The 23,356-nt window shown below is 66.5% G+C and carries 15 protein-coding genes; 2 read left to right on the forward strand and 13 right to left on the reverse strand.

What is annotated here, in order from left to right; translation table 11 throughout:
• Positions 1–56 precede the first annotated feature (56 nt).
• On the forward strand, positions 57–1,811 hold the full coding sequence (locus Q5425_RS03165; RefSeq protein ID WP_308670538.1) for a recombinase family protein: 1,755 nt from the start codon (positions 57–59) through the stop codon (positions 1,809–1,811).
• Between the two features lie 78 nt (positions 1,812–1,889).
• Here the strand turns inward: Q5425_RS03165 and Q5425_RS03170 are convergent, their stop codons facing one another.
• The 9 genes from Q5425_RS03170 to Q5425_RS03205 form a co-directional block, all read right to left on the reverse strand.
• Complete coding sequence (locus Q5425_RS03170; protein ID WP_308670539.1) at positions 1,890–2,945, reverse strand: serine protease; 1,056 nt, start codon at positions 2,943–2,945, stop codon at positions 1,890–1,892.
• Positions 2,942–4,072 (reverse strand): trypsin-like peptidase domain-containing protein, encoded by a 1,131-nt coding sequence (locus tag Q5425_RS03175; protein ID WP_308670540.1) that lies wholly within the window; start codon positions 4,070–4,072, stop codon positions 2,942–2,944. Before Q5425_RS03175 ends, Q5425_RS03170 begins: the two co-directional genes overlap by 4 nt.
• On the reverse strand, positions 4,065–6,935 hold the full coding sequence (locus tag Q5425_RS03180) for an AAA family ATPase (protein ID WP_308670541.1): 2,871 nt from the start codon (positions 6,933–6,935) through the stop codon (positions 4,065–4,067). The genes Q5425_RS03175 and Q5425_RS03180 overlap by 8 nt, the downstream gene beginning before the upstream one ends.
• The gene (locus Q5425_RS03185) at positions 6,928–8,034 is read right to left on the reverse strand and encodes a hypothetical protein (protein WP_308670542.1); all 1,107 of its coding nucleotides are present in this window, start codon (positions 8,032–8,034) and stop codon (positions 6,928–6,930) included. Before Q5425_RS03185 ends, Q5425_RS03180 begins: the two co-directional genes overlap by 8 nt.
• Before the next feature lie 5 nt (positions 8,035–8,039).
• Positions 8,040–8,507 (reverse strand): hypothetical protein, encoded by a 468-nt coding sequence (locus Q5425_RS03190; protein ID WP_308670543.1) that lies wholly within the window; start codon positions 8,505–8,507, stop codon positions 8,040–8,042.
• A gap of 56 nt (positions 8,508–8,563) precedes the next feature.
• On the reverse strand, positions 8,564–8,893 hold the full coding sequence (locus Q5425_RS45695) for a tetratricopeptide repeat protein (protein WP_396135121.1): 330 nt from the start codon (positions 8,891–8,893) through the stop codon (positions 8,564–8,566).
• 107 nt (positions 8,894–9,000) lie between these two features.
• The gene (locus Q5425_RS03195) at positions 9,001–12,954 is read right to left on the reverse strand and encodes a hypothetical protein (protein ID WP_308670544.1); all 3,954 of its coding nucleotides are present in this window, start codon (positions 12,952–12,954) and stop codon (positions 9,001–9,003) included.
• A complete protein-coding gene (locus Q5425_RS03200) occupies positions 12,951–13,445 on the reverse strand; it encodes a hypothetical protein (RefSeq protein ID WP_308670545.1) in 495 nt (164 codons plus the stop codon). Before Q5425_RS03200 ends, Q5425_RS03195 begins: the two co-directional genes overlap by 4 nt.
• A 430-nt stretch (positions 13,446–13,875) precedes the next feature.
• On the reverse strand, positions 13,876–14,220 hold the full coding sequence (locus Q5425_RS03205) for a hypothetical protein (RefSeq protein WP_308670546.1): 345 nt from the start codon (positions 14,218–14,220) through the stop codon (positions 13,876–13,878).
• Positions 14,221–14,656: 436 nt separating this feature from the next.
• Between Q5425_RS03205 and Q5425_RS03210 the strand changes: the two genes are divergently transcribed.
• A complete protein-coding gene (locus tag Q5425_RS03210; protein ID WP_308670547.1) occupies positions 14,657–15,778 on the forward strand; it encodes a hypothetical protein in 1,122 nt (373 codons plus the stop codon).
• 429 nt (positions 15,779–16,207) lie between these two features.
• Here Q5425_RS03210 and Q5425_RS03215 read toward each other — a convergent pair whose 3' ends face one another.
• The 4 genes from Q5425_RS03215 to Q5425_RS03230 all read right to left on the reverse strand — a co-directional run bounded on the left by Q5425_RS03215 (position 16,208) and on the right by Q5425_RS03230 (position 23,233).
• Positions 16,208–20,437, reverse strand: a complete 4,230-nt coding sequence (locus Q5425_RS03215) for a hypothetical protein (RefSeq protein ID WP_308670548.1) — start codon at positions 20,435–20,437, stop codon at positions 16,208–16,210.
• A 148-nt stretch (positions 20,438–20,585) separates the two neighbouring features.
• Positions 20,586–20,876 (reverse strand): hypothetical protein, encoded by a 291-nt coding sequence (locus Q5425_RS03220; RefSeq protein ID WP_308670549.1) that lies wholly within the window; start codon positions 20,874–20,876, stop codon positions 20,586–20,588.
• Between the two features lie 96 nt (positions 20,877–20,972).
• Entirely contained in the window at positions 20,973–22,295 is a 1,323-nt protein-coding gene (locus Q5425_RS03225; protein WP_308670550.1) for a neutral/alkaline non-lysosomal ceramidase N-terminal domain-containing protein, read from the reverse strand.
• 470 nt (positions 22,296–22,765) lie between these two features.
• Positions 22,766–23,233, reverse strand: coding sequence for a hypothetical protein (locus Q5425_RS03230; protein WP_308670551.1), 468 nt, complete (start codon positions 23,231–23,233; stop codon positions 22,766–22,768).
• Positions 23,234–23,356 lie beyond the last annotated feature (123 nt).

A 23,356-nucleotide genomic window follows, 5' to 3' on the forward strand; every position in this document is an offset into this window, starting at 1 on the left:
TCTGATCGAGGTTACTGAGGTGCCGGTGCTGGACGTTCCGGCGGAGGAGGTGAACCGTGGCAGCTGAAATCATCAGCGACCCGTGGTCGACCCTGGACGACATTCTGGGTCTTGAGGTCGCCGACGTGGCGGACGACGGGATCGGGGCGTTGGCGGGCTACGGCCGGTGCTCGACTGAGGACAACCAGGACCCGGAGACCTCGCGCGGCTGGCAGTTCGGGAACGCGCGCAAGTTCGTCGAGCCGCTCGGCGGGCAGATCGTGGCGGAGTTCTTCGACATTGGCCAGTCGCGCTCCGTCCCGTGGGAACGGAGAACCGAGAGCGCGCGGCTGCTCGCCGAGTTGAAGAATCCGCGCCGTGGGTGGAATGCCATCGTGGTCGGTGAAGGCACCCGCTGTTGGTTCGGTAACCAGTTCTCGCTTATCGCGCCGAAGTTTGCCGCGTACGGCGTGGACCTGTGGGTGCCGGAGCTGGGCGGGAAGTACGACGCGCGGAACCCGTCGCACAAGATGCTGATGAGCGTGCTCGGCGGGATGAGCGAGTCCGAGCGGCAACACGTCCAAGCGCGCGTCCGTGCAGCGATGGACGCGCAGGTGATCAACGAAGGACGACACCAAGGCGGCCGGGCGCCGTACGGGTACATCGTCGTCGACAGTGGACCCCACCCGAATCCGCGGAAGGCTGCCGAAGGGTTCAAGTTGCGCGCTTTGGCGCTCGACGAGACGACGGCGGAGGTGGTGCGCCGGATCTTCGCCGAGTACCTGGACGGCAACGGTGACCGAGCGATCGCCAACCTGCTCAATCGGGACGGCATCCCTTGTCCCTCCGCGCACCGGCGGGACCAGAACCGACACCGACTTGCCGATGGCTGGCAAGGCAGCTCGGTCCGGGCAATCTTGGACAACCCGCGATACACCGGCTACGCGATCTTCGGGCGCTGGACGAAACACGAGACGCTGCTCGACCCTGAGGACGTCGCCGCGGGCCACGTGGTGCGGTTCAAGCGCGCTGCTCCCGACCGGATCGTACGGTCACGCGTGCAGGCACATCCGGCGATCGTGTCCGTGGAGACGTTCACGCAAGCTCAGCTTCTCCGCCGCTCGAAGTCGGCGGGTGGGTTGAAGACGGCGCGCAAGGCCGAGCGCGGCGGCCGGAAGACTGCGCGGGCGTACCTCCTGCGCGGTCTGCTCCGCTGCGGGGTGTGTGGCCGGAAGATGCAAGGCGCCACGATCAGGAAGGGCGCCTACTACCGTTGTACGTCACGGACCATGGCGCCCAGCTCACCAAAACGGGCGGACCACCCGAAGACGGTCAACCTGCGCGAGGGCGTGGTCGTCGGGGCGATCAACGGATGGCTTCATGAACTGTTCCACCCGGACAACCGCGACCGAACGGCGGCCGCACTACTCGGATCGGACGGCAGTCAAGCCAACGGTGGTCCGCTCGAAGCGGCGCGAAACAGGCTGGCGGACGCAGAGGCGAGGCTTCAGCGGTATCAGGCCGCGATCGCGGCCGGCGTCGAGCCCGAAGCACTCGTCGACCCGATCAACCAGGCACAAGCCGAACGAGCCGCCGCGAAAGCACAGATCGAGAGCGTCCCAGCCGACTCGACCGTAAGCCGCGCCGAGATCTACGCGAGGATCGATGCTCTCGGCGACGTCTGCGGGACACTGGCCGAGGCAACGACGGCTGGCATGAGCCGCGTGTACCGAGCGTTGAACCTGGAGCTACGCTACGAACCAAAAGAGCTGGCCGTCTATGCGACGACCAGCCCAGGTGTAGATAGTGCGTGTGTCCGAGGACCGAGTTGATCTATAACCCCACCCTGAAGTTCGCCACGGACCTGCAGCTTAAGTGACTAAGAATAGTTCGCAGGCTGGGGAGGCTCCTCACGCATAGTTCAGGTCTGCCTTGGCCACGAGCGGGTCGCCGGTGAGCGACCAGATCGGGACGGCGTTGTTGCCGGCAAGGTACTTGCCGCCGAAGTGGAGCCCGACGACGTGGTGGGTCTCCAGGTCGAATACCGGCGAGCCGCTGTTGCCGCCGAGCGTCGAGCAGTCGTGGTGCAGCAGGACGTTCGGGTCGGCGGTCGCGGTGAGGGTGCCCGGCTGCAGCCGCTTGACGTTGTAGATGTCGGCGAAGATCCGGCTCATATCGGCCGGATCGTTGCGTCTGCCGTCAGCGGCGGGGTAGCCCACCACGTAGACCTTGCGGTCGATCAGGTCGTCCGGCGCGGTGGTGGCCAGTGTGACCGGGGCCGGGAGGTCGCCTATCGGCTCGACGCGCAGTAGCGCCAAGTCGACGAGGTCGGCGTCGTGCACGCCAATTATCCCCTGTATCGCGAATTCGCGCTGCCCGGGGAATCCGGACTCCTCCAGCACGTCCCACGTGGCCGAGCGGCCGGTCCGGAATGACCACTCAGCCCCGTCACGGCGGGCGAACTCCATTGCTACGTGCCGATTGGTCATCAGGACGTCGTCGGCAACCAGGAAACCCGTGCCCAGCCACTCGAAGTCTGGATGCCCGTCGACCTCGACCCGTCCGACCCGCGCGATGGACTCGCCGATGGCGTCCCGATGGTCGTCGAGTACCTCCCACCCGGTCGGGAGGTCAGTGGTGAAGTCACCGTGTTGGACCAGCAGCGCCGGCCTGCCGAAGCGCAGGACAATCGCCTCCAGCCCGAGTTCCTCATGCGGGGTCAGCTCGATGTCCGGGTCGCGAGCGGTCTTCTCCAGCCCTCGCGCTCCTGCCTCGAGGACGTTGGCCCGCACCACCCTGACCGCCGCCGCCAGCTCGTCGACCGCGGGTGCGTTGGGGTCGAATGACTCGTCGATCCGCCGCTCCGCGTCGGCGAGCGCTCTGGCGCTCGCGGCCACGGCGTCCGGGTCTGCGAACATCGAAGCGGCGGTCCGTTCGGCCTGGAACCGTCGACGGGCGCTGGTCATGGCTGTCCTCCGTTGGTTGAGGTCATCACCGCTTCGTGCACCGCCGGGTGGCGTGCGCGAAGGTCGTCGAGGACTGCCGCGATCTGGGTGCCCACGTTGACGTAGATCGACGACTTGCCCTGAAACCGGGTCGTCGCGAGACGGGCCCCCTTGTGCAGGGCACAGACCTTCCAGTCGTCGGTGAACACCGGCGAACCAGACGCGCCGTCGTGGGTGTCGGTGAAGTACCGGACGTCGGTCTCGGTGGTTTCGTTGACAAGGTTGTTGCGTAGCCCGAGCCGCTTGGCCCCGCCCTCCGGGTGCTGGATCACGTTGACGGCCATGTTGTCGTCCAGCGTCGCGACTACCTGGCTGGTGACCAACGGCAGCGGTGGCCGTCCGGGGGCCTCCGCCAGCCGGAGCACGGCATAGTCCAGCTCCCGGGAGGCCGCCACCAGTCCGGCGCTGCCAATCTCGGCGCCCCAGGTGTCTTCGGTGTCGAAGTCGAAGCGGATGATCGCGCTCGACGCCTGCGTGGCGAAGTCGGCGTCGGCGACCTGCGGCGCGGGCGAGCCCCTCCTGGCGTTGACCACGTGGTGGTTTGTGATGACGAGGTCATTGGCGAGCAGCCAGCATGTCCCCGCGTATCGGTTGGCCGTCGGCACGCTGTCGCAGTGCGGGGTGATCAGGACACGGGCTACTGACCGGCCCGCCGCCGCGCCGCCCGCGAGGAACCCGAAGGCGAGGGTGTCGTCGCGGAAGATCACCTTCTCCGGGTGCAGGTGAGTCTCATCCTCGGCGGCGCGCACCGCGTCGCCGAGGTCGGGCTGCCCGTCGGCCGCTGCCGTCACGGTGTCCAGCGCTCGCCGCAGGACCTCGCGGTGGCCGAGGTCCTGGACGCGGCGCTCGGCGTTACGCAACCAGATCCGCAGCGGCACCGAGCCGTCGACTAGTCGCTCGACTCGGTTCATCAGCGTCAGGTCTGACTCGAATTGGTTGAAGGGGGTGTCGTCACGCGGGAGGGTAAGGACGAACTCCCGCATGACATCGCGGAAGAGCAGAATCCGGGCCCGCTGGTCGAGCCCGAACTCGTCCAGGACGACGGCGAGGACCTCATCGAGCTCCTCAGTGGTCAGGTACTCACGCATCGGACGTCCCTTCGTCCATGGCCGCGATGATGCCCTCCCGCAGGGTCCGATCCTCGCCGTCCACCACCAGTAGGTGGCGCGCCATCTCGTCCAGGCGTCCGGTTCGCCCGCTGGCCGTGATCAGGTCGGCGACGTCGGCCACGCTGGCGTGCCGCCACTTGTTGAGGTCGTCGGCGGCCGTGCGAGCGAGGGTGGCGGCCACGGCGCCATCGCCGATCGCCCGCACGATCGCCTTCGCGAGCACCACCACAGCCTTGTCGGACAAGCGTGGCATCCCGACCAGGCGCAGCACAGTGTCCAGGACGTCGGGGAACGCCGCCCCCACCGCCGCCGCCACGGCCCAGGCGAGGGTGGGCTGGCTGGCCAGCAGCTCGTCCGACACGGTCCGTACTCGCGACACCAGCGCGTCAGTCACCTCCCGGCTGCGTGCGCCATCGAGGAGGCGAGCCCGCTGCAGCAGCACGCTCACCGCGTCCAGCTCGCGGTCCAGCCGCCGGGCGACCCGCTCGGCGACGGCTAGGTCGTCGTCCGCCGCGTCGAGATCGCCGCGCCGCGCCGCCAGCATCGCCGACAGCTGGAGTAGTTCGAGGTAGGTGTCACCGCACTCGGACACGCCGTCAGTACCGAGCGCATCCTCGACCGCCGCCGTGGCCCCGGCGTAGTCCGCCATCCGCGTCAGCGCCTCGGCCCGCAGCACCCGGAGAGCGCTGCACGGCGGCGGGTCCGGCACAGTGGCGATCGCCTTGAGCGCCTCAGCCGGGAACCCCTGGGTGATCAGGTTCTCTGCCTCCTCGACGGCAACCCGCTCCACCTGGACGCCATCCTCGAGTAACTCGACACCCTCTGTGGCGTCAAGTAGCCGGCTGAGCAGCTGCGCGCTACGCACGGGCAGCTCGTTATGGCTGTCCTTCAACCGGGCCGCGGCCTCCACCGTCCATCGGGCCTGGATCTCTGCCTGTTGCCCGCCGAGGCGCAACCGGTGGTAGAGCTCCTCGGCCCGATCGCGCGGGTCATCGGACGCGGCGTGGAAGTCGATCGCACGCTGTTCCACTTCCCTTAGCAAGCGCTCCCAGTCGGCGGCCAGCAGGCGCAGCATCACCTTGCGCACGTCAGGTCGATGGACCAGCTCGCCGCTCGGCGCCGTCTCGACGAGGTCGAGTTCGGCGGCGAAGGCGTCGAACAGCCGCTCTGCCTCGTCCGCATCGACGGCTACGCCCGTCGAGGGTGCCAGCACGAACCGAATCAGCTCAGGGGTGATCCACCGCAGAGCCAAGCCGGGGTAAGCAAGCATCCGGACGTCCGGGTCCTTGATGTGGGACAGGATCCGGTCGTAGAGAATGCCCCGGATCAGCATGTCGTCGACGTCCGTCCAGAATCGGCGATGCTTTGAAGGGACCCCTGCCAACCACCGGTCGTCGACGTCGACTGCGGCGACCTTGGCGGCCAGCCGCAGGCTTAGCGGGCTGCGGCCGACCCGCTTGATGATCTCCCGAGCCAATGGCTCCGGCACGTCCCTGTCGCGCAGGAACCGCAACGCGCTCGGCGGATCGAGTTCGCCGAGCTCGATCGTCGGCATCTGCTCGGCAGAGTAGGCGGGGTGCCCGATCGGTGCCCGGCCCGCCACCGCGACCCTGGTCCGAGGGTACGCCTGGTGCAATGCGGTGAGCATCACCCACATCCGGTCCAGCACGGGCGAACCGCGGTACTGTGCCTCCTCGAAAGAATCCAAAACCACCACGAACGGCGGCGTGCCGTCGCCAGCCACGTCACGCAGAACGCCGCCCAGCCGCAGCATCATCCTGCGGTCCAGCCCCCGGGCCGTGGCGTGCAGCTCGCTGCGACGGTTCCGGCGGATCACGCCGGCGGTGGGGACCTCACGCAGCGCCTCGACGTCCTGTTCGAGGTCGTGCTGCTCGCGGGCGAGGTCGCGGGCCTGATCGCTCAGGTCGGTGAACCGCCCGGCCGCGTCCGGGTATTGCACAGCCAGCTGCCTGGCCATCTCCGCAACCAGGGTCATCGGCTCGTCGAGGGAGATGGTAGCGCGCTCGGAATCGACGTAGATGAACGGGAACGACTTGGCGTGCGGACCGGTGAGGTGGTCGATCAGGCACCTGGCCAGCAAGGTGCTCTTGCCGATGCCACCCGGACCGTGCACGACCAGTGGGTATCCGGGCTGCTCGACGGTGGGCTCGGCTGCACGCAGCGCCCGCCCGGCACGACTGACCTTGCCGCGCAGGGTCGTCGGCGCCAGTCCGAAGTGATCCTCCAACACAGCCAGCTCCCGTTTGCGCCCCGCGAACGGCAGGCTGACCAGAAACCGCAGCGGGTCGAACAGCCGAGACCGGTCCAGCAGCTGCTCAACCTCGTCGAGGTCGGGCAGCACGTCGGTTCCGTCGACGTTCCGCAGCCAGCGCACCGCCTTGCGCACCCTGGCCAGGTCCTCGCTGTCAAGTCCTCGCAGATTCGGCGGCTCGTGCCGCAGGTAGTCCAGAGCAAACCGGGCCGTGCTCCTGGCGGCGGCCTGATCGATGTTGGCCTCCAGGTAGGCCATGGCTTCGTCGGCGTCGCGGAAGGACCGTAGCGCAGCGGTTCGGACCTCAGACCGCAGCTTCCACCGGACCGCGCCCCGACCGGACACCGACGTCGCATCTGCCACGAGGTGGAGTTCCGCGCCAGGAACGGAGCCCTGCTCGGGGATCCGGAGCTGGGAGGGTTCGAAGACCGACAGCAGCGCTGCGGCCTTGCGTAGGTTCGCACGGATGTCGGTGATCTCTCCCGAGGCGGCTGCTTGGCTGAGTTCTTCGAGCCGCGCCCGCAGTCGAGCCACGAAGTCGGCGGCGGGCCGTGCGCTTTGGCTATCCACGGACGGCCTCCTCGGCAGCAAAGCGCAGCGCGTCCATGTAACCATCGGGCCCGACCGACCGCGCGTGGTCGAGAACCACCTGGACCGTCTCGGCGACGACGTCGTCCAGGTCCGCGCCCGCGATGCCCAGTACCTCGCGACGGTCGCCGAACACCTTGTTGAAGAACCCGACCAGCTCGTCGTCGGTAATCGGCTCGACCACGTCCACCGGCACCTGCTGGCGGGGTATGCCGAGGTCCGGGTAACCGTCGCCGTAGCCGAGAAGCACAAGCCGCGGCATCCGCGCGGTGTTCAGCGGCAACAGCTGGATGGATCTGGCGAGCTGCGCGATCATCTCCACCGCGTCCGAGGACAGATCCAGATAATTGCACTGGTCGACCACAAACCACACCGCGCGATCCGACACGGACCGGAGGGCTTGGCGCACCAGCCAGTTCGCCCACGGCCGGGGCCGCTTGCTCGGATCCTCCAGCTGGGGGATCTCGCTATGCTGTGCCAGCTGCACCTTCAAGTCGTCAACGATGTGGCGCGCGGTAGTCGACTCGTCCACCTCGACGATCGCGGGCATGATCGGCTGGCACGAGGCCAAGTGCTTGATCAGGGACAGCGTGTAGGACTTCCCGCAGCGCCGCTCGCCATCCACCCGAAGCGCCACCGGGACCGGCTTATCGTCAGGCGGGTCAACCAGCGCGCGTAGCAGGCCGCGCACCGCCGACCTGTTGATGAAGATCTCCCCCGTACCCGGAAGTACCCGGGCCTGGAACGCGTCACCCCGGTCGATCGCCTGCTGCTCGGCCTCCAGCCGGGCGAGGTAGCCGGTAAGCTGCTCGAGCCCATCCGGTTCGGTGGTGAGGATCGTGGGGATGCGGACGAGGACCTTCAGCAAGACAATGGAGAACGGCGAGTCGCCGGCCGGAGCGGGGTTCTTGGCCCGCTCGACGAGGATTTCGGCGTTCTCGTCGACCCGATCGGTGTACCGGATCGACGTCCAGTAGTCAGGAAGACGACGTTTTAACACGGCGAGGGTGTTGCTCGAGGTGAAAAAATGGTTCTCGATCAAGCGGCGCACGATGTCCCACTCGGTATCTTCCAGTGGCACGAGAATCACCGCCTCGCTGACGCAGTCGGTGGTGGGACCCGATTCACACTGGATCCGGACTTTGCTCGCTCGTCGGCTTCAGGCTTCTCGTCATCGCCGAGATTCTCAGCACTGTCTCGCTTAGCGCTTCCGATCGCGAACTCGGCCTTGGCGAAGCCGCCGACAGTCAGATAGGCGACCATCAGGCCGGTCAGGGCGAACACACCACAGACGACTATCCCCGTCTCCGCCGCATCCTTGGTGACGCTGAGCCGGTAGGCGCCGGCGATCCCCGCGACGGCTGCGATGAGAGCCACGATGGTCAGCGTGCCGCGCCAGCCGGTGCCCAACCAGGAGGGTTCGGTCGCGATGACTTCGACGCCCGGGGCAGAAGTGGGAGTCAGCTCGTTGGTGCCTGAAGTGACGTCCTGGTAGCCCTTAACGGCAGCCTCTCGGACGAGGTCAAGAGATGTCATCAGTTCTCCCACGGTCACGGTCGCTCACCTGTGGAACATGTGTCGCAGGTCACACGTCGGCCGTTACAAGACCCTTAACGCACAGTCAACACGGCAGCCCAATTTGTCCGCTGAACGTTTCCGCCGGAGACCAGTCCATCTGAGACAGAGTGTTGATACCTGCAGCGCGGCGCTGACTGGCCGGCACGGCAGTCCCTTCGAGCGCCGGACCGCAAACACGGCCGGTCATTCGTCGCTTTCAGAACCCTGCCTGCCAAGTCCTTGCGGAACCATTCTTCGGCTTCAGTCCGCTCGTCCCGCTCCTGCAGCAGCACGCCCAGGTTGTTCATCGCCTCGGCGTTGCCGGTGTTCGCGACCTCGTGCCATGCACGCTCGGCGATATCGGGACGATCGTGGAGCACCATGGCTTGGTATCCAACAGAGGCCAGCTCGTCCTCGGAAGCTTCCTTGATGGCAAGTTCCCAGGTAGCGGAGGGACAGTTCTGTCGATGGCGGCGAGCCTTACCTGGTTCTAAGGGGTGCGCCACCAGCGGCGCACTGACTCGATGGTGTCCACGCAGCTCAGCAGACCGTCGATCCCGCTCATGCTCTGCACGATCGGCATCGCACACGCGAGGACACGCAAACAGCCGTCGAGGTCGAGCCCGTCCAGACAGCGCCGCACAAGTTCGAGATCAGGGCGGGGCTCGAACGCTTGGTGGCCGATCACCGCGGACCGCGCCAATACCGTTTCACGCGTCGGCGAGAACGCCTCTGTCAGCGCCTGCTCCCGCAACCTTTCCGGTAGGTGCATGGCAAGCGTGCCCAGCAACGGTGTCGGGTTGAGGGTCTGGGGCACGGCACCGGCGATCGTCAGCGTGCGCCGTAGCAGGCGTTCGGGCAACAGCCGGGCGTATTTCGCAACCTTGGCCGCGAGAACGATGCGGTCCCGGTCCGCTAGTTGATCGTCCAATGGGTGGAGCCCCGCGAGAACCTCGACCACGGCTTGGTGGGGAAGCACCCTCGCGAGCCGAGCGAACCGGCGGATGTACGTTTGTACCGGATCCCGGCTGGCTGGCAGGTCGCATCCCAGAGCGAGTGCGCGGTCGAAGAGCCGGTCGCGCTCGACCACCGGGGCAAAAACAGCCAACATCGCCAGTACCCCGACGCTGTAGTACGCCGGCGTTCCTGCCAGGGAGCCTGCTTCGACCGCCCGCCAAAGGTCCTCGCGCTGCTGAGAAGACAAATGGGGCGCGAGGCGGATGATGGCGATGGCCCGGCTTTCCGGGTCTGTGACCGCCGTGGTGATCGCGTCGAACGCTTCGGCAACAATAGCCGGCTGAGCCGCCGCGGGAAGTGCGTTCAGCACTGTTGTCAAGGTCGTAGGCCGGTAATCGTCGTCGTCCGCCCGAGCCGCGGCAAGGGCTTCGAACAGCGTCGCGGCTCGCTGTGGTTCCGTGACGGTGGTTGCGAGGGAGGTCAGGGCACGTGCCCGGAAGTACGGGTCAAGCACCTGCCTGGCGGCGTTCAGCGCGCGCTCGCAAAGCTTTTCACTATGCGGGGCGGGCAGATGGGAAGCGAGAGCGCCGAAAACCTTGGCGCGACCGTATTCGTCGCTGATGGTCCTCGCCGCACTCAGACCCTTGGCCGTTAGGGAGGCACTGAGAAACGGGGCGAGGCAACCTATCGCCTCGGCTCTCTGGAAGGCGTCAGTCACCTCCCCGACGATTGTCAGGGCCTCGTTGTGCAGACGCTCGGGCAGATGCGGAGCCAGGCGGTTCAGCAACAGAACCTGGCGATTCTCCCCTCCGACCTCGCGGACCAGGGCCAATGCTTCGTCGATCACACCCTCGCGAGCCGACTGCGGGAGGTCGTCGACGACGGCACCGAAGGCGGCTGCTCGTTCCTGGTCGCCTGGAATGGCTCGGATTGCGGCGACGGCTTCGTCTGCGGCCACGGCCGCATGCTGTGGCGTGAGGAGGTCGGCGATGCCGACCAGCGTCTCCGCGCGTACTACGCTGCCCGATACTCGCCGCGCTGCGTCAATCGCTTCGCAACAGACATCGTCGGCGAGCGAGCTCTCGACCAGACGCGCGAGCGCCGCAATCTCCCAAGACCGGTCTTCCGCCAGCTTGATCAACCGGGCAGCGTCGAGCGCTTCCTCCGGAACTCTCCCCGGCGAAGACATCGTCGTGGCGACTAGCCGGAGTGTGCGAGCCCTGACGTACGGATCGGCCGCCACGCGGCCGGCCGCCAGCACGTCGGCAAGCACAGTAGCGCGGAGTTCCGGGTCATGAACCGGCCCCAGAGCGGCCAGCGCCAACGCACGATCGTCCGGTTCCGCGAGTGCTTGTGCCGCTGCCATGGCATCGGCCAGCAACCGCTCGGGAAGTACCGGAGCTAAAGCTGCGAGCAGCCGGGCGGCGTCGTAGGCATTGTCGATCATTGTTGCCAGCCGCAGGACCTCACCAATCTTTTCTTCGGAGAGCACAGGGATGAGCCGCTGAAAGATATCCACTTGGCTTGACGAGTTCTGGATAGCGACAACCGCATGCAGTGCCTCGCAGGCCACATGTTCGTGCTCTTCACCGGCCATATGTCGGAGCAGACGGCTGAGAAGCCAAGCACGATCTTCGTGATCGGTGACCAATTGAGCGGCTTCCCACGCCTGGACGGTGGCTCGGCGCTTTTCCCTGTCGCCAACATCGTGGAGAAGGCTGATCAACGTATGCGCGCGATCGCCCGGATGGTGGAGGTTCCGAGCGTGATCGAGTGCTCTGCCGACGGTCCACACCCCGGTCGTGACCAGTCGCCAGATGAGCGAAGCCGGGACGTTGGCCGTGAGCGTGACGACGGCAGAGGCCATAACCCGGTATTGGAGTTCGAGGGCGAATGAGGACGAGGACGGGGTACGAAGGCTGCCATGGTCCGCATCCGTGTAATCTTCGGCGAGCCGTCTGGCACGTTGCAGTGCCGTGAGGTATTCGTCTAGACTGCCCGCGCGATCGTGTATGGCGAACCACGCGTTGCGGATTCGGCCGTCTTCGATGAGGTGCTCGGCGACGAGCAACCGATGCAGGTCCTCGGCCTCGCCGGCGTGCTCGAGATGGTAAGGCAGCTGGCGGCGTGGGTATCCGTCATCCGCGTTCGCCAGGTCGGGGTCCCTCTTCAACGCCGGTAATTGCTCGTCCAGTCCGCCGAACAGGGTCAGGTAGTGACATGTGATCCGTCGATGTGCGGCCGTGGTCGCCTGGGCGAGCTCGTCTCCGCGGGCACGCGTTCGCTCCAGCGCGTGCGTCCGAGCCGCGCCGCCGATGAATTCGCGCAAGCTCGCGTGATAGATCCCGTACCGGCGGGGTTGACCGAGCTCCTCGACCACCGTCAGGAATGGCCGCAGAGCCGAGTCGCACAGGGTGCGGACGAGGCTCGGATCCGCCAGGCCGGCAAGCTCGCTCAGCGTCGTCGCCGGAAGCGGTTCGGCGGCTGCGGCCAGTGTGGCAAGCAGCGGAAGCCGGACCGAAGTCCACATTTCTCCGTCGTTGGGCAGGATAAGGCTTTCCACGTAGTAGCTGACGAGATCATCAGGGAGGCCGTCCAAGGCGGTGATGTCCCGAAGCCCGTACCGGAGCTCGTCGAGAACGTAACGCAGGTAGACCCAGACCCCGCCGCATTTGCGCACGAGCAGCTGCGCGAGGTCCTCCGCCGAGACCTGGTGATCCGGCAACATGGTGGCGAGCGGTTCCGTGGCAGCGGTCGCGAGGACGAACTCGCGAAGATCGTTGCGGTTACGCTGATCGGACGGATCGATCGACAGGGTTTTCCAGGGCTGCCGCAAGGCGGAGAGGTCGGTCCCGACTCGGGAGGTGACGACCATGAAGACGCCGTTCGGGAGGACGGTGGGCAGTCCCAGCGGCAGGTCGCCGTCGTAACGCTCCGCCTCATCGAGTCCGTCGATCACGAGAACGAGCTGTTGCCCGGACTCCTGCGCTTTCGCGGCCGCGAACCGCAGGAGCCCGTCGAACCAACCCGGTTCACCTGCGGTGTCCGGGAGTGTCCCGGACGGTGCGAACTCGTCGCCGAGCTGGTACTGGGCGATCAGCTGCGAGGCCAGGTTCCGAAGTGCGGTGGAGACACTGCGCCCGTTGCGCCTGCGGGTGAAATGGCAGGGCCAGCCCCGCGTTCGGGCGAGCCAAGCCGCGAACGTCGTCTTCCCCAGGCCGGCCGGCGCCTGCACCAGAATGTAGCCGCGACGCTGATTCCGGATGAATTTGTCGACCGGGTCGAGAAGCCAGGTCCGGCCCACGAACCGATCGACGTCGACCGCTTCGAAGACCGGAGCAGGATCGAGCCAGACGTCCTTGAGCCGAACAAACGAACCGCCGAACACCGTACCCGTGATCACGTCGCGAGCCGCTTGGATGACGGTCGCGCCGGACTTGGCCGTGGCACGTTGCTCAACTGTACGAGGCGCGCACGGCTCGGTCACTCGACTTCCCCGCTGCGGCCGGCATCGGGCACTACCGAACCAAGGCCACCGAGGTGAACATCCCGTCCGGCCTGGATGACGGTCGCGTCGCGTCCGGCACTTGCGATCTGACTCGGAGCTCGATGACCGCCCGGTGCTCCCTCGCCTTGCTCGCGCCACGGCGTCTGAACAAGCTGAATCACGATGCCCGCGAGCACCAGCAATCCCAAGCCCACCGCCAAAGCCAAGCTCCACCGATTGGTGATCAAATTCGTCACGACACCGGTTCCGGCCGCGACGACGACCGACAACGCTGTGATCGAGATGCGCCAAAGAAGCCCGGAGCGCGAAGGCCTGTTTTCCGTAACACACCTCCCGACTAAACGACCTGCCGCCCATATTAGCTGTGCGCGGGCGCGATTGACGCAACGTATCACCATCACCGGCCCCGGGAGCCGTGACAGAAAATAACTGCCAATGACTGCCAGGCGGTCGTTATGACGCACGCTCATGCCGATCAACGGTAGGTAGTAGCCTCGCCATCCCACGCGTATTGGCGCCCGAAGAGACGTCGAGGCTGTCGCCGGACCGGCTGCGCCCTCTCCGGTCGGAGTCGTTTCGGTGGCGTCAGACTGGTGGTCCACGAACGGAAGAGGACGGTTGGACGAGGCAGAGTTCGCCAGGTATTTCGAGCTGGGGCACGAGAACGCGCGGATCATGAGGCTGGCCGCGGATCACTGCCAGCATATGCGGTTCGTACAGTCCGGCGGCCGCGGGATGCTGGAGGAAGTGTCCGGGCTGCCGGTGAACTCGCGGCGGGTGGAGTGTCCAGTTGCCATCGGGAACGTATCCGGGATGCGGTTGGATCACGTGGCGTTGGAATTCTACGCCGAGCACTGTGTGGGCTGCGACAGACGTAACCCGACCGGGCGACTCCCAAACCTAGAGACCGAGGCTCTTACCCGCCAGCAGAAGGTCCAGGCTGAGGAAGCCGAGCGGGCCGAGAAGGTGAGGATCCAGGGTGTTGCGCGAGCTGGGCGAGTAGAGCGTCGGCGGAGCCTGCGAGCGACCGCGGACCCGGCGACCGCCGGCATCCTGGACGACCTCGATGTCCTCGATCCGGACCCGGCGGTTGACGTCGACGTCAACGCGACGGCCACGGCGCGGCGCCGGTTGACGACAGTTGCCGGGCGTGCGGCGGACCGATTCGATGAACGCATCATCGACGAGCTGTTCGATGCGGTGAAAAACGTCGGGCTGAGTGAGCTGCTGGAGCCGTTGCGGCACCTGACATCACGGCGACCGGAGTTCGTGGAGCGCCTGATGACGACCGCGCTGGCGGCGTTGCGGACGAACCCGACGCTGGAGGCGGGCCGCTGCCTGACCGACCACCCGGACTTGGTGGACGCGGCGGCGGTCGATGATGGACTCATTTGGGCGGTCGTGACATTGGCGGGGTCGAAAACGCCCGGTGACCATCGTTTCTCCGGCCCGCGACCGGTGGTGCAGGCGAACGACCCAGGCCCATTGCGGGTCCTCGCAGACGTGTGTCCGGACAAGCTGGTCGCACGCCTGGGTGGGATGCTGCCGCGCCCCGCGGTGACGGGCATCATCATGAACCCAGCGCACCGGCCGCAGCAGGTCTCCGACTTCGACCCGGCGAGCCGCCGCCGGCGCCGTTCAGCACCTCGCGAGCACCCATCTCGAGCTTGCTATCCAGCTGTTGCCGAACTTGGCCGTTTCTCTCAGCGTTCCACCGGAGGACAGCTACGACCCGGGAACGGTCGGCACCGCCGAGAGAGCAATCGCCCGGATGTTCATCGCCGCGCCCGTCCGGATTGCCGGACTGCTGGAGGAGGCGGGCCGGCATGCAGCCGAAAAGACTCGAGACGGCCTCGTCGGCTCGGTCCGACATGCCCTGGACATGGTCAACACCGAGTACGTCCACCGTCGCCCTGATGACCCGGTGACGACGTCTGAGGAGGCGGCGGTCAGCGATGCGGCGTTCGCGTTCCTCCTCGCCCGCACCGATGAGTCGTGGGGACACGAAGTGACGTTCTCCGCGGCCGAAGCCATCGAACGGATGGGCGACGGGCGCGGCGGCACCCTCGCCCGACGCCTGGACCCGATCCTCGGTGCGTTCGTGACGCTGACCCGGCATCGGCTCACTGAGCAGAAGAGCGTGCTCACCTCTGCCGCTGCGCCGGACCCATTCGCGGGGCTGGAGGCGTATGCGCGCAAGAACAGCCTGTACCAGTCCGCCCGACGCCTGCTGAGTGCGGTGGAATCTGCATCATCGACTGACCCGTTGGCTGTGTGCAAGACCATCACGGCGCTCATCACGAGTGAACGCGACAACGACCTTGGTATCGAGGTGGTGTACCCGCTCTTGGCCACCCTCGGTGAGGTCGGCCGCCGCCACGGGGACCAACCCGGAGTGCTCCAGGCCATTCTGCCGACCCTCCACACCTACCTGGTCGATACCGAACCCGGACTACGCGCCGCGGCGCTCAAGGCATGGACGACCATAGGCGGAACCCACGCCCTCCCGTCGACGGTCGCGGACCTGCTCCAGGCTCTCGTCTCCGACGGGTACGTCGTGATGATCAATGCCGTCCTCAAGGCCGCGTGTCGGCTTCCGTGGCCGGACCAGGAGTCCCGGATTTGGTTAGCTCTTCACGCTAAGTCTGTGATGGAGGGCATCAACGTCTCCGAGCACCTGAATACGTCGAAGTGTTCGCTTCCCGTGAGAACGGTGCGACCGAAGAGCGGTAGGTTGCTGCGCTTCACTTCCGGAAACTGCTCGACTGCAGGGTCGATCGCACGCTGGGTTCCCGGCAGGTGAATCAGGCAATGGCCGTGAAAGGTGTCCCCGTCCCAGTACGGGTCCGGGCGGCCGTAGAAGGCAGTTCCACCGGTACGCTCGTCCTTGATCGTCACGTCGACCGCGTACACCTCGGACGCGATTCCCAGCTGCGCGAACGCGTAGTGCAGCATCATCGAGCCGGAGACGCACAGCGATCCGGGTGCACCGGCTGCGTGGTCCAGCCAGAGCAGCGGAAGAAGCAGCTCCACAAGCAGATCCGGCGGGATGTCGTCGGAGTCCAGCAGGGTGCTGATCGCTTCCGCATCGCTCTTGAGCCGGCGAGGTTTCGCAAGGTGCCCGACAGGAGTCCGCTCGCCTCTGGCCTGGGATGCCGCAGCAAGCTTGGACTCAGGCAGCTGCGTACGCGCCACACGCTTGCGCGGTTTTTGCCGTTTGCGCTTGTTCGGTTCAGCCACGCTCGCCGCCTTGGGAGTAGCCGGCGCGCAGCCGATCCACGGCTTCGGAGGTGTCCGGCCCCAGACAGATCACATTCGGGCAGCCGACGATGCTGCGCAGTACGGTTTCGTTGTCGCGGACCGACTCCAGTTCTCTGATGACCGCAGCCAGCCCGATACACACGGCAGGGCCTTCGATAAGGATTCGGTCGACCAGCGTCCGCCCACGAGGCAGCCGGATCACTTCGTCGATGTCGTCGACCGCGAACAGTATTCCCGGCCGCCCGGGTGCCGGCCGGTCGAACCCTCCCTCGCCGGCGCGATACTCGACGATCCTGCCTGCGGCTTCGAGGCTCGCCAGCGTACCGTCGACATGCGTACCCACGATCTTGGCCGCGCCGCTCAGCGACTTCCACATCTCCGAACTGTCGTGCTCGTTGCGGGGATCGGAGACACTGACCACGAAGATCTCCGAACCCGCCGCCTGGAGTGCCACCCGGTGCAGCATCCCGGATTTTCCGTCCTGCACACCGCCGAGGACGAAGATGTGGTCGACGCCGGCGCCGCGCGGATCATGCAACCGGACCGCACGTGGTTCACCGAGGAGATCTCGATCGACGACGACCATGCCGGTGACGGCACTGTAGGTCGGTGTTCTCGGGTCGGGGATCGCACGTTCGAGCGACGCCGCTTCTTCTGTCACACTTCGGACAAGGTCTCTCTTACTGCTGCCAGTGTAGGCACAAAGACGTTGCACCACGATGTCTTCGACCTGGACGAGGGAGGACAGCATCTCGGACATGCTGTCCTCGTCGAACTGCCTCAGCAGCTGGTTGAGTTCGGGATGCCAGCCGTTGTTCATCGCACGCAGTACCATCCGGGTGGGAACGGTGTCCATGCCACGCTCAAGGTGCGCACGAGTCAGTTCGGTGTCCAGGAAGTCTCGCACGGCTTCCGTGGTTTCCCCCGTGATCGCAGCGATCCGGGTGGCCATGGTTTCGAGGATGCGCCAGGCTCCGATCAGGTGGTCGATCGCGGTCGCGGGCTCGGCGCTCGCTGTTCGCAACTCGGTTTCCGGGTCTGCGCTGTCGTTCTCGGCCAGCGACCGGAGAACCGCGGCGTGGCAGGCGATGGAGCGCTGTCGATCCACGCGGACACCAGGTCCGATCGGGTTCGGCGGCATTGGCTCCGGCAAAGGCGACCACCGGTTCCGCACCGGGTTCGGCTCGAAGTGCCGGCATGGCGCCGGTGCCCGGTCCGGCCGGTCGGGAGGCGGCGTGTTCCGCGGCCCGTAGACTCCCACGGCCGGAGCTGACACGCGGACCTGCTGAGTCCGCGCGTGGCGCCGAAGACCAGGCAGAAGAGCAACTTGCGTCGCCACGTTGCGAGGCAAGCTCACTGAGCTCGACTCCGCAGCGGTTCGCATCTCCGTCATCTGCTCGACGTATTTGGCCACGTCACCCCGGTTGGCGAAAAATCTCCCTTTCAGCGCATGAAACTGCGCGCGCAGCCAACCTTGCTGTGTCGCCGTCCAATCGACCTTGTCAAGGTGTCTCTCCACATCGACGATCGTCCGGCTGAGAAGCTCGTCGATGTCGCTGTGCGGTAGTAGCGTGCTCTGGTCGAGATGCACGCTCAGCAGGCCCGCGACGAGTTCCAGGGCCTCGTTCGAAGCTCGAGCGGGGTCGATTCCGGGAATGCCGCAGATCAGCGTCATAGCGCGACGGTAGTGACGCCAAGCCGCTTCGGTATTGCCGTCGGAGCCGTGCGCCTCCGCGAGCCCCAGATGCGCGATCGCGGTCTGCAAGGGCTTTGCTCCTTCGTCGTGCTGGACGAGCGCGAACAGCCGATCTGCGGCGTCGGCGAACACGGAGCGATGTCCGGCACGGGAATCCATGAACCGAGCGATCCGGAGCAAACAGGCCGCGCGCATGGTCGCGGCTTCCAAACTGGGTTCAGGCAACGCCCGAGCCAGCTCGAACAACCGCTTCACCTCTTGGTCGTCCTCGGCCCGATAGGCGCGGGTCTGGTATTGCATGGCCATGACCACGATCAAGGCCTCGAAATGCGCCGGAATGAACCGGTGGACGTCATGAACGCTCCGGGCTTCCTCCAGCGCCGCCAAGCCAGCGTCCATCTCGTTCCGGTCGAGGTGGAACATGGCCAGGCTGGTCAGTGTCTTCCCGCGCCTGCCTGCCACGTACGGGTCATAGCTGTCCGGAGGAAGCAACGACAGCGCTTGTTCAAGGCACCGCTGTTCCTCGACGAAGTCGCCCTGGGCATGCGCCACTGTCGCGGTGTTGGCGAGCAACGCTGTCGTCGACTGCCAGCGCTGCAGGCCATGCCGGCCCAGCCGTTCGGCGAGCGTGATCGCATGCAGGCGCAGCGCGCCGCCGGTGACGAGGTCGAAGCGGTCTGTGCAGTCCTTGAGCAGGTCGGTCACGCTGATCTCGACATCGCGCAATAACGCGTCCCGGTGCTCGGGTTCCTGGTCGAGGCCGGCCCGGACGACGTCCTGGATCAGCCGGTGCACGCGCACCCAGTCACGCTGCCGGTCGTCCTGCCATCGCTGCAGTAGCGAATACTCGCCGAGCAGCGCAACCGATCGTGCGAAGTCCCGGTGGTCACCGGCCAGCAGTTTGACCGGTATCCGGTCGGGGAAAACCAGCGCAGCGCGTTGAAGAACGCCGATCGCCTGCTTCGCTTCCTCGTGCGCGAGCGCGGACAGCCGCCGCACGGCCAGCGAGACAGCGGCGACGGCGTTGCGGGGGTAGTCGTCGAGGCGTTGAGGGAAACCCAAGGCAGCCAGCCGAGTGCCTTCGTCGGCTAAACCGATCAGGAACGGGCCGAGCGGCTCGCGAGTGCTGCGGAGGTAGCTGGTGGCGGTAACCAGGCTCAGGGGCAAGTACCCTAGCTCCGCACACAGGGCTTCGACGTGGTCTGGATCGGCATCCATCCCGTTGAGCCGGCGGCGCACAAGCTCCCGTCCCTGCTCCGGTGTCAGTTCCCCGACCTCGACTATCGGCTGGGAACCGTGCCAGGCACTGTTGCGGGAGGTGATCACGATCGCTCCGTGTCCCCCGGCCGGCAACAGCGAGGTCAGCATGTCCGCCGTGGCCGCGTTGTCGACGATGAGCAGCCACGTGCGCGGACAGCTCGCGAGCGCTTCGGCTATCGCCCGCCCTAAGTCGGTCAGCGATCGGTACGGGCCAGGGCGGATGTTGATGTTGCGACCCGCGAGCCAGACGGCGAACTGCTCGAGTTCCTCGCGGAGCACGTCGTGTTCACCTGCCGCGGCGTCATCGTCGGCCTGCGCGGTGATCTGGTAGATCCAGTCGAACTCACCCGCATTGTGCAGCGCGTACTGCTGAGCGAGCGTCGTCTTGCCGATTCCCGCCGGGCCGACCAACACGCAGGTACGGACACGCCCGTCAGCGGCGGGTAACCCATCCGCGTCCTTCAAGTGCTTGGCCAGCTCGGAGAGCAGGGCATCCCGTTGGACAGCGGTGTCGCGGTGCGCCAGCCCCACTGGGACGCCCCAACGCGACTCCAAGGCGCTTTCTAGCACGCTGCGTGGAGCTCTGACGGCTTCGAAGAACTCCTCCCTGCTCAGCGTGCGCCCGGCGACGTCGGCGGCTTCGCTCTTGTTCATGGCGAGTTCAAGCAGGTACGCCCGAAGCAACTCAGCGGCCTGGTCGCCCACGCCGCTGCCGTGAACCGCACGCAACCGCCGGAGCCGTATCCGCACCGCATCACGCAGCTCCGGCAAGCCTTCCGAGCGAATCGTAATGACTGCGTGCCGCAGCGCAGCCAGCACTTCGCTCGGCACGTCCTCGGTCGCGAGCCCAAGCGCGGCCAGCCGCCGCGTCAGGGCCTGGTCGTCGAGGCCCGAGGTGTCGGCAAGCAGTGCGGCGAGCCGCCGGGCGGGATCGCTGAAGGCACCGTTCGCGACCAGTTCCAGACGGACCGGCTGGTCTCGGGTGCGGGCGAGCCCGCACAGGATCCGGAACAGTTCCGGCGCACTCCAGGGACGCTCACCCCAGCGGCCTTTCACCTGAACAAGCGCTGATCCGCCCGGACCGATACCGGTCAGCTCGTAATCGACGACCTGGGCACCGGGGTGGCCTTCCACCACGATCGAGCCGACGTCGCTACCAGACCGGTCGCCCCACAGGTCCAGCGCCGCGAGCACCATTACGTGGTACTGGAATCGGTAACCGGCCAGACCCAGCTCTCCGCTCACCGTGCCCTCCCTCGCCGTCGTTGGTTCGTACAGCCAGTCTGCCACCGGCCACCGACAGTTTCGGGCAGGCAAGTGCCCGCCTTCGCGCGCCCTCATCGCAGCGACGTCACAGAGTTCCCGCGTGTCCGGCCGCGATACGTGGTTGCGCTCACGATCCACGCGTGCTGGATCCCGAAGGACGAGCGCAGCTGCCCCCGGCCTCCACGATGTTGATGTACGAACCGTCGGCGGGCACCGGTGCTATGTGGTCCAGGTTCGCGAGCGACTGGAAGTTGACGTCCACGACGCGCCCACCGTCGAATCCAGGAATCGCACCCCAGTTGAACAACCGGACCAGCGCGCCACCGACGAACCGGTAAATGCCGCTGCCGCCCGCTTCGACGATGTTCAGCTTCTGTGGTTGTCCGAGCGTTCTTGGTCCATATCTGCTCGCAGCCACGTGCGTGCGGCCTGACGGGCGTCGACGTCACCAGGCTGCCCGAGATGCCTATCCGAAGTCCGCGTCAGGACATAAGGACGCAGCGGAGCGGACAACTCAAAGAACAGCGTTCAACGCCGCGATCAGGGTGTCTTCGACGCCGTTACCTTGGGCGTTGCGCAGGTAGTGCGCGATGATGCCGTACGCGCACATCGCGCCGCCGGCAATGCTAGGGAAGTCATCGGACCAGCCACAGGCGTAGCGCCAGGCACCGCCGGTGATCAGCAGCTCGTCGGTGGGCAGGTAGGCGGGTACCTCGCCAGCGTATCCGGAGAACCAGATGCCGTTGGTGCCGCCGTAGTGGCTGCGGCAGTAGGCGGCGTAGCCGGACACCGGTTCCCCGCCGAGGAAGGCCAGCCGCAGCGGGGTGCCGCCGGCGAAGCGCCAGGATTGCACTGGGACCGGGGTCGTGAACGCAAAGCTGTGCGCGTCGATCTGGTCGATCATGACTTCGGCGTGGCGGCTGATCCACCCTGCCGCGGTGGCCCGTCGGACGGCGAAGTTCGCGCGGACCGCCGCGAGATGGCTGGGGGTGTCGGTGATGTCGAGCCGGACGTCGACTTCACGGTAGGCGGTGAGGATCGGGCCGGTGACCGGCCGGCCGGGTGCGGTGATCGTGTCGACGATTGTCTGGCCGAGGTCGTGGCCGCGATCATCGAGGGCCTGCCAACCGGGGGAAGCCACCGGGTCTTGATCCCCGGCCGCACCGGTGAGGAACTGTGCGAAACACCCGGTCTGCTGCTCGACCACCTCCACCGCGAGCCCCGGGTAGTCCGGGTCGATGAGTGTTTCCGCTGGAGCGACGACGGGCTGGCATCCGTAACCGAACATCACCACGAGCGGCGCCCCGTCGAGAGTTCGTGCCGTCAGAATCGGCACATCCCGCTCGACGCCCGCCATGCCTTCCCGGTTGTAGGAGAACGCCTCATCGGCGACCTGATAATCCAACGTGCACGGAACCGCGGTGGCCGCGAGGCTTATTCGGACGAGGTCGACGATCTGGTCTTGCACCCAGCCGGCGTAGCCACGGACCCTGTCCAGATGGGGAGATGGGTCGAGGATGTTGTAGAGGGTGTACGCCGTGACGTCGGGGGTGAGGACGGGCCCGTTGTGGGTATGGGTTGCCGTGAGCACGAAATCTGAGGACGCCACCCCAAGGCTGACAATTCGCGACCGGATCGCCTGGTGGATGGCGCGTGGAAACGCCAGGACGTCCGCAGTGACGATGACGTTCGGCGTTCCGTTGTCCCAGAACACGGTGCATCGCGCGTAGAGCGGACGACGCACACCGGCGGCGAGCCGTGGGGTGTCTGTCGCGTAGCCAGCAAGCGGGATACCCGCTTCCGGGGTGATGTCGGTCTTGCCGACCGCGACCGCCATCGGCGCTGCGCCCGACGCCTGCCCTTCGGCAAGCCACGGAGCTGCCAGAGTCGCCGCGAACAGGGCAGCAGTCGTTAGGACCGGGCGTCTGGACATGGACACGAACGTTCCCCTTCCTGCCAATGCGCTTCCTCACGCTGCACTGGCCGGGGCGCTCGTCGACTACCCCGTTGTGGGTACGGGTCAGCGCCAACCGATGCAATTGTCAGCAACCCAGATTCTCCGCTCGGATGATCTTCCGCGCACAAAGAAGTCGCGGCGACGGACGTAGCCGTTACGTGCTGAAGCTCAGGCAAGCCACGGCGTCGACCGCGGGCGGCCCTACGTCGACCTGGACCGCAACCGGGGACCAAACCTGCGGCGCAGTGCCTGGGCGACGGCCAGGTTGACCAGCTCGTCTCTTGACCATCGCTTGCCGGTGGCGTCCACGAAGTCGACCTCCAATATCTTCGCACCGAAGATCCCAGCCTTCACAGCCTGCACGAGGTCGTATGTAGGAGCAACAGCCGGCCGCTCCGCGCCGCCAGAGACATCCTATTGCAGCCGTTGTCCTGGCCGATGGAGGTGACCTGGCTAGGTGTCAGCGTGCCGTCGAACAGGTCCGGGGCGGCGGTGCCGTCGGGAAGGCGGAACAGGATCGCCTCGTGGCGCTGCGCGCCGGACTGGTGGAAGCGCAGCACCACCTTGCCGCCGGGCGCGTGCCCGACCCGGGGTGTCGGGCGAATAGTAATACTCGTCCACCTCGATGCCGAGGGGTAACCCGCGTCCGGCAGCACGGGCGGGGCCAGCGGTTCGAGCTTGTTGACCTTCAGGTGGCTGTCGGGGTCCGGCCACCAGTTCCAGCGTTCTTGGGCGAGCTTCTGGCGTAGGCGAGGTAGGTACTTTGGTACTGAAGCTGCCGTTCGGGCAGGTGGTGACGTGACGTCGAGGGTGCGCATCGGTCGATGCGAAGGCCGCCGAGCCAGCCGGGCGCCACGAGCGATGCTTGAACGGCCATAACCTCGGCGTGCCGAATCGGTCTGTCTCGTTCACCCGGGACATCCACTTTCCACGGCGTCGTC

Source organism: Amycolatopsis sp. A133 (assembly GCF_031082405.1).
Classification (GTDB): Bacteria; Actinomycetota; Actinomycetes; order Mycobacteriales; family Pseudonocardiaceae; genus Amycolatopsis.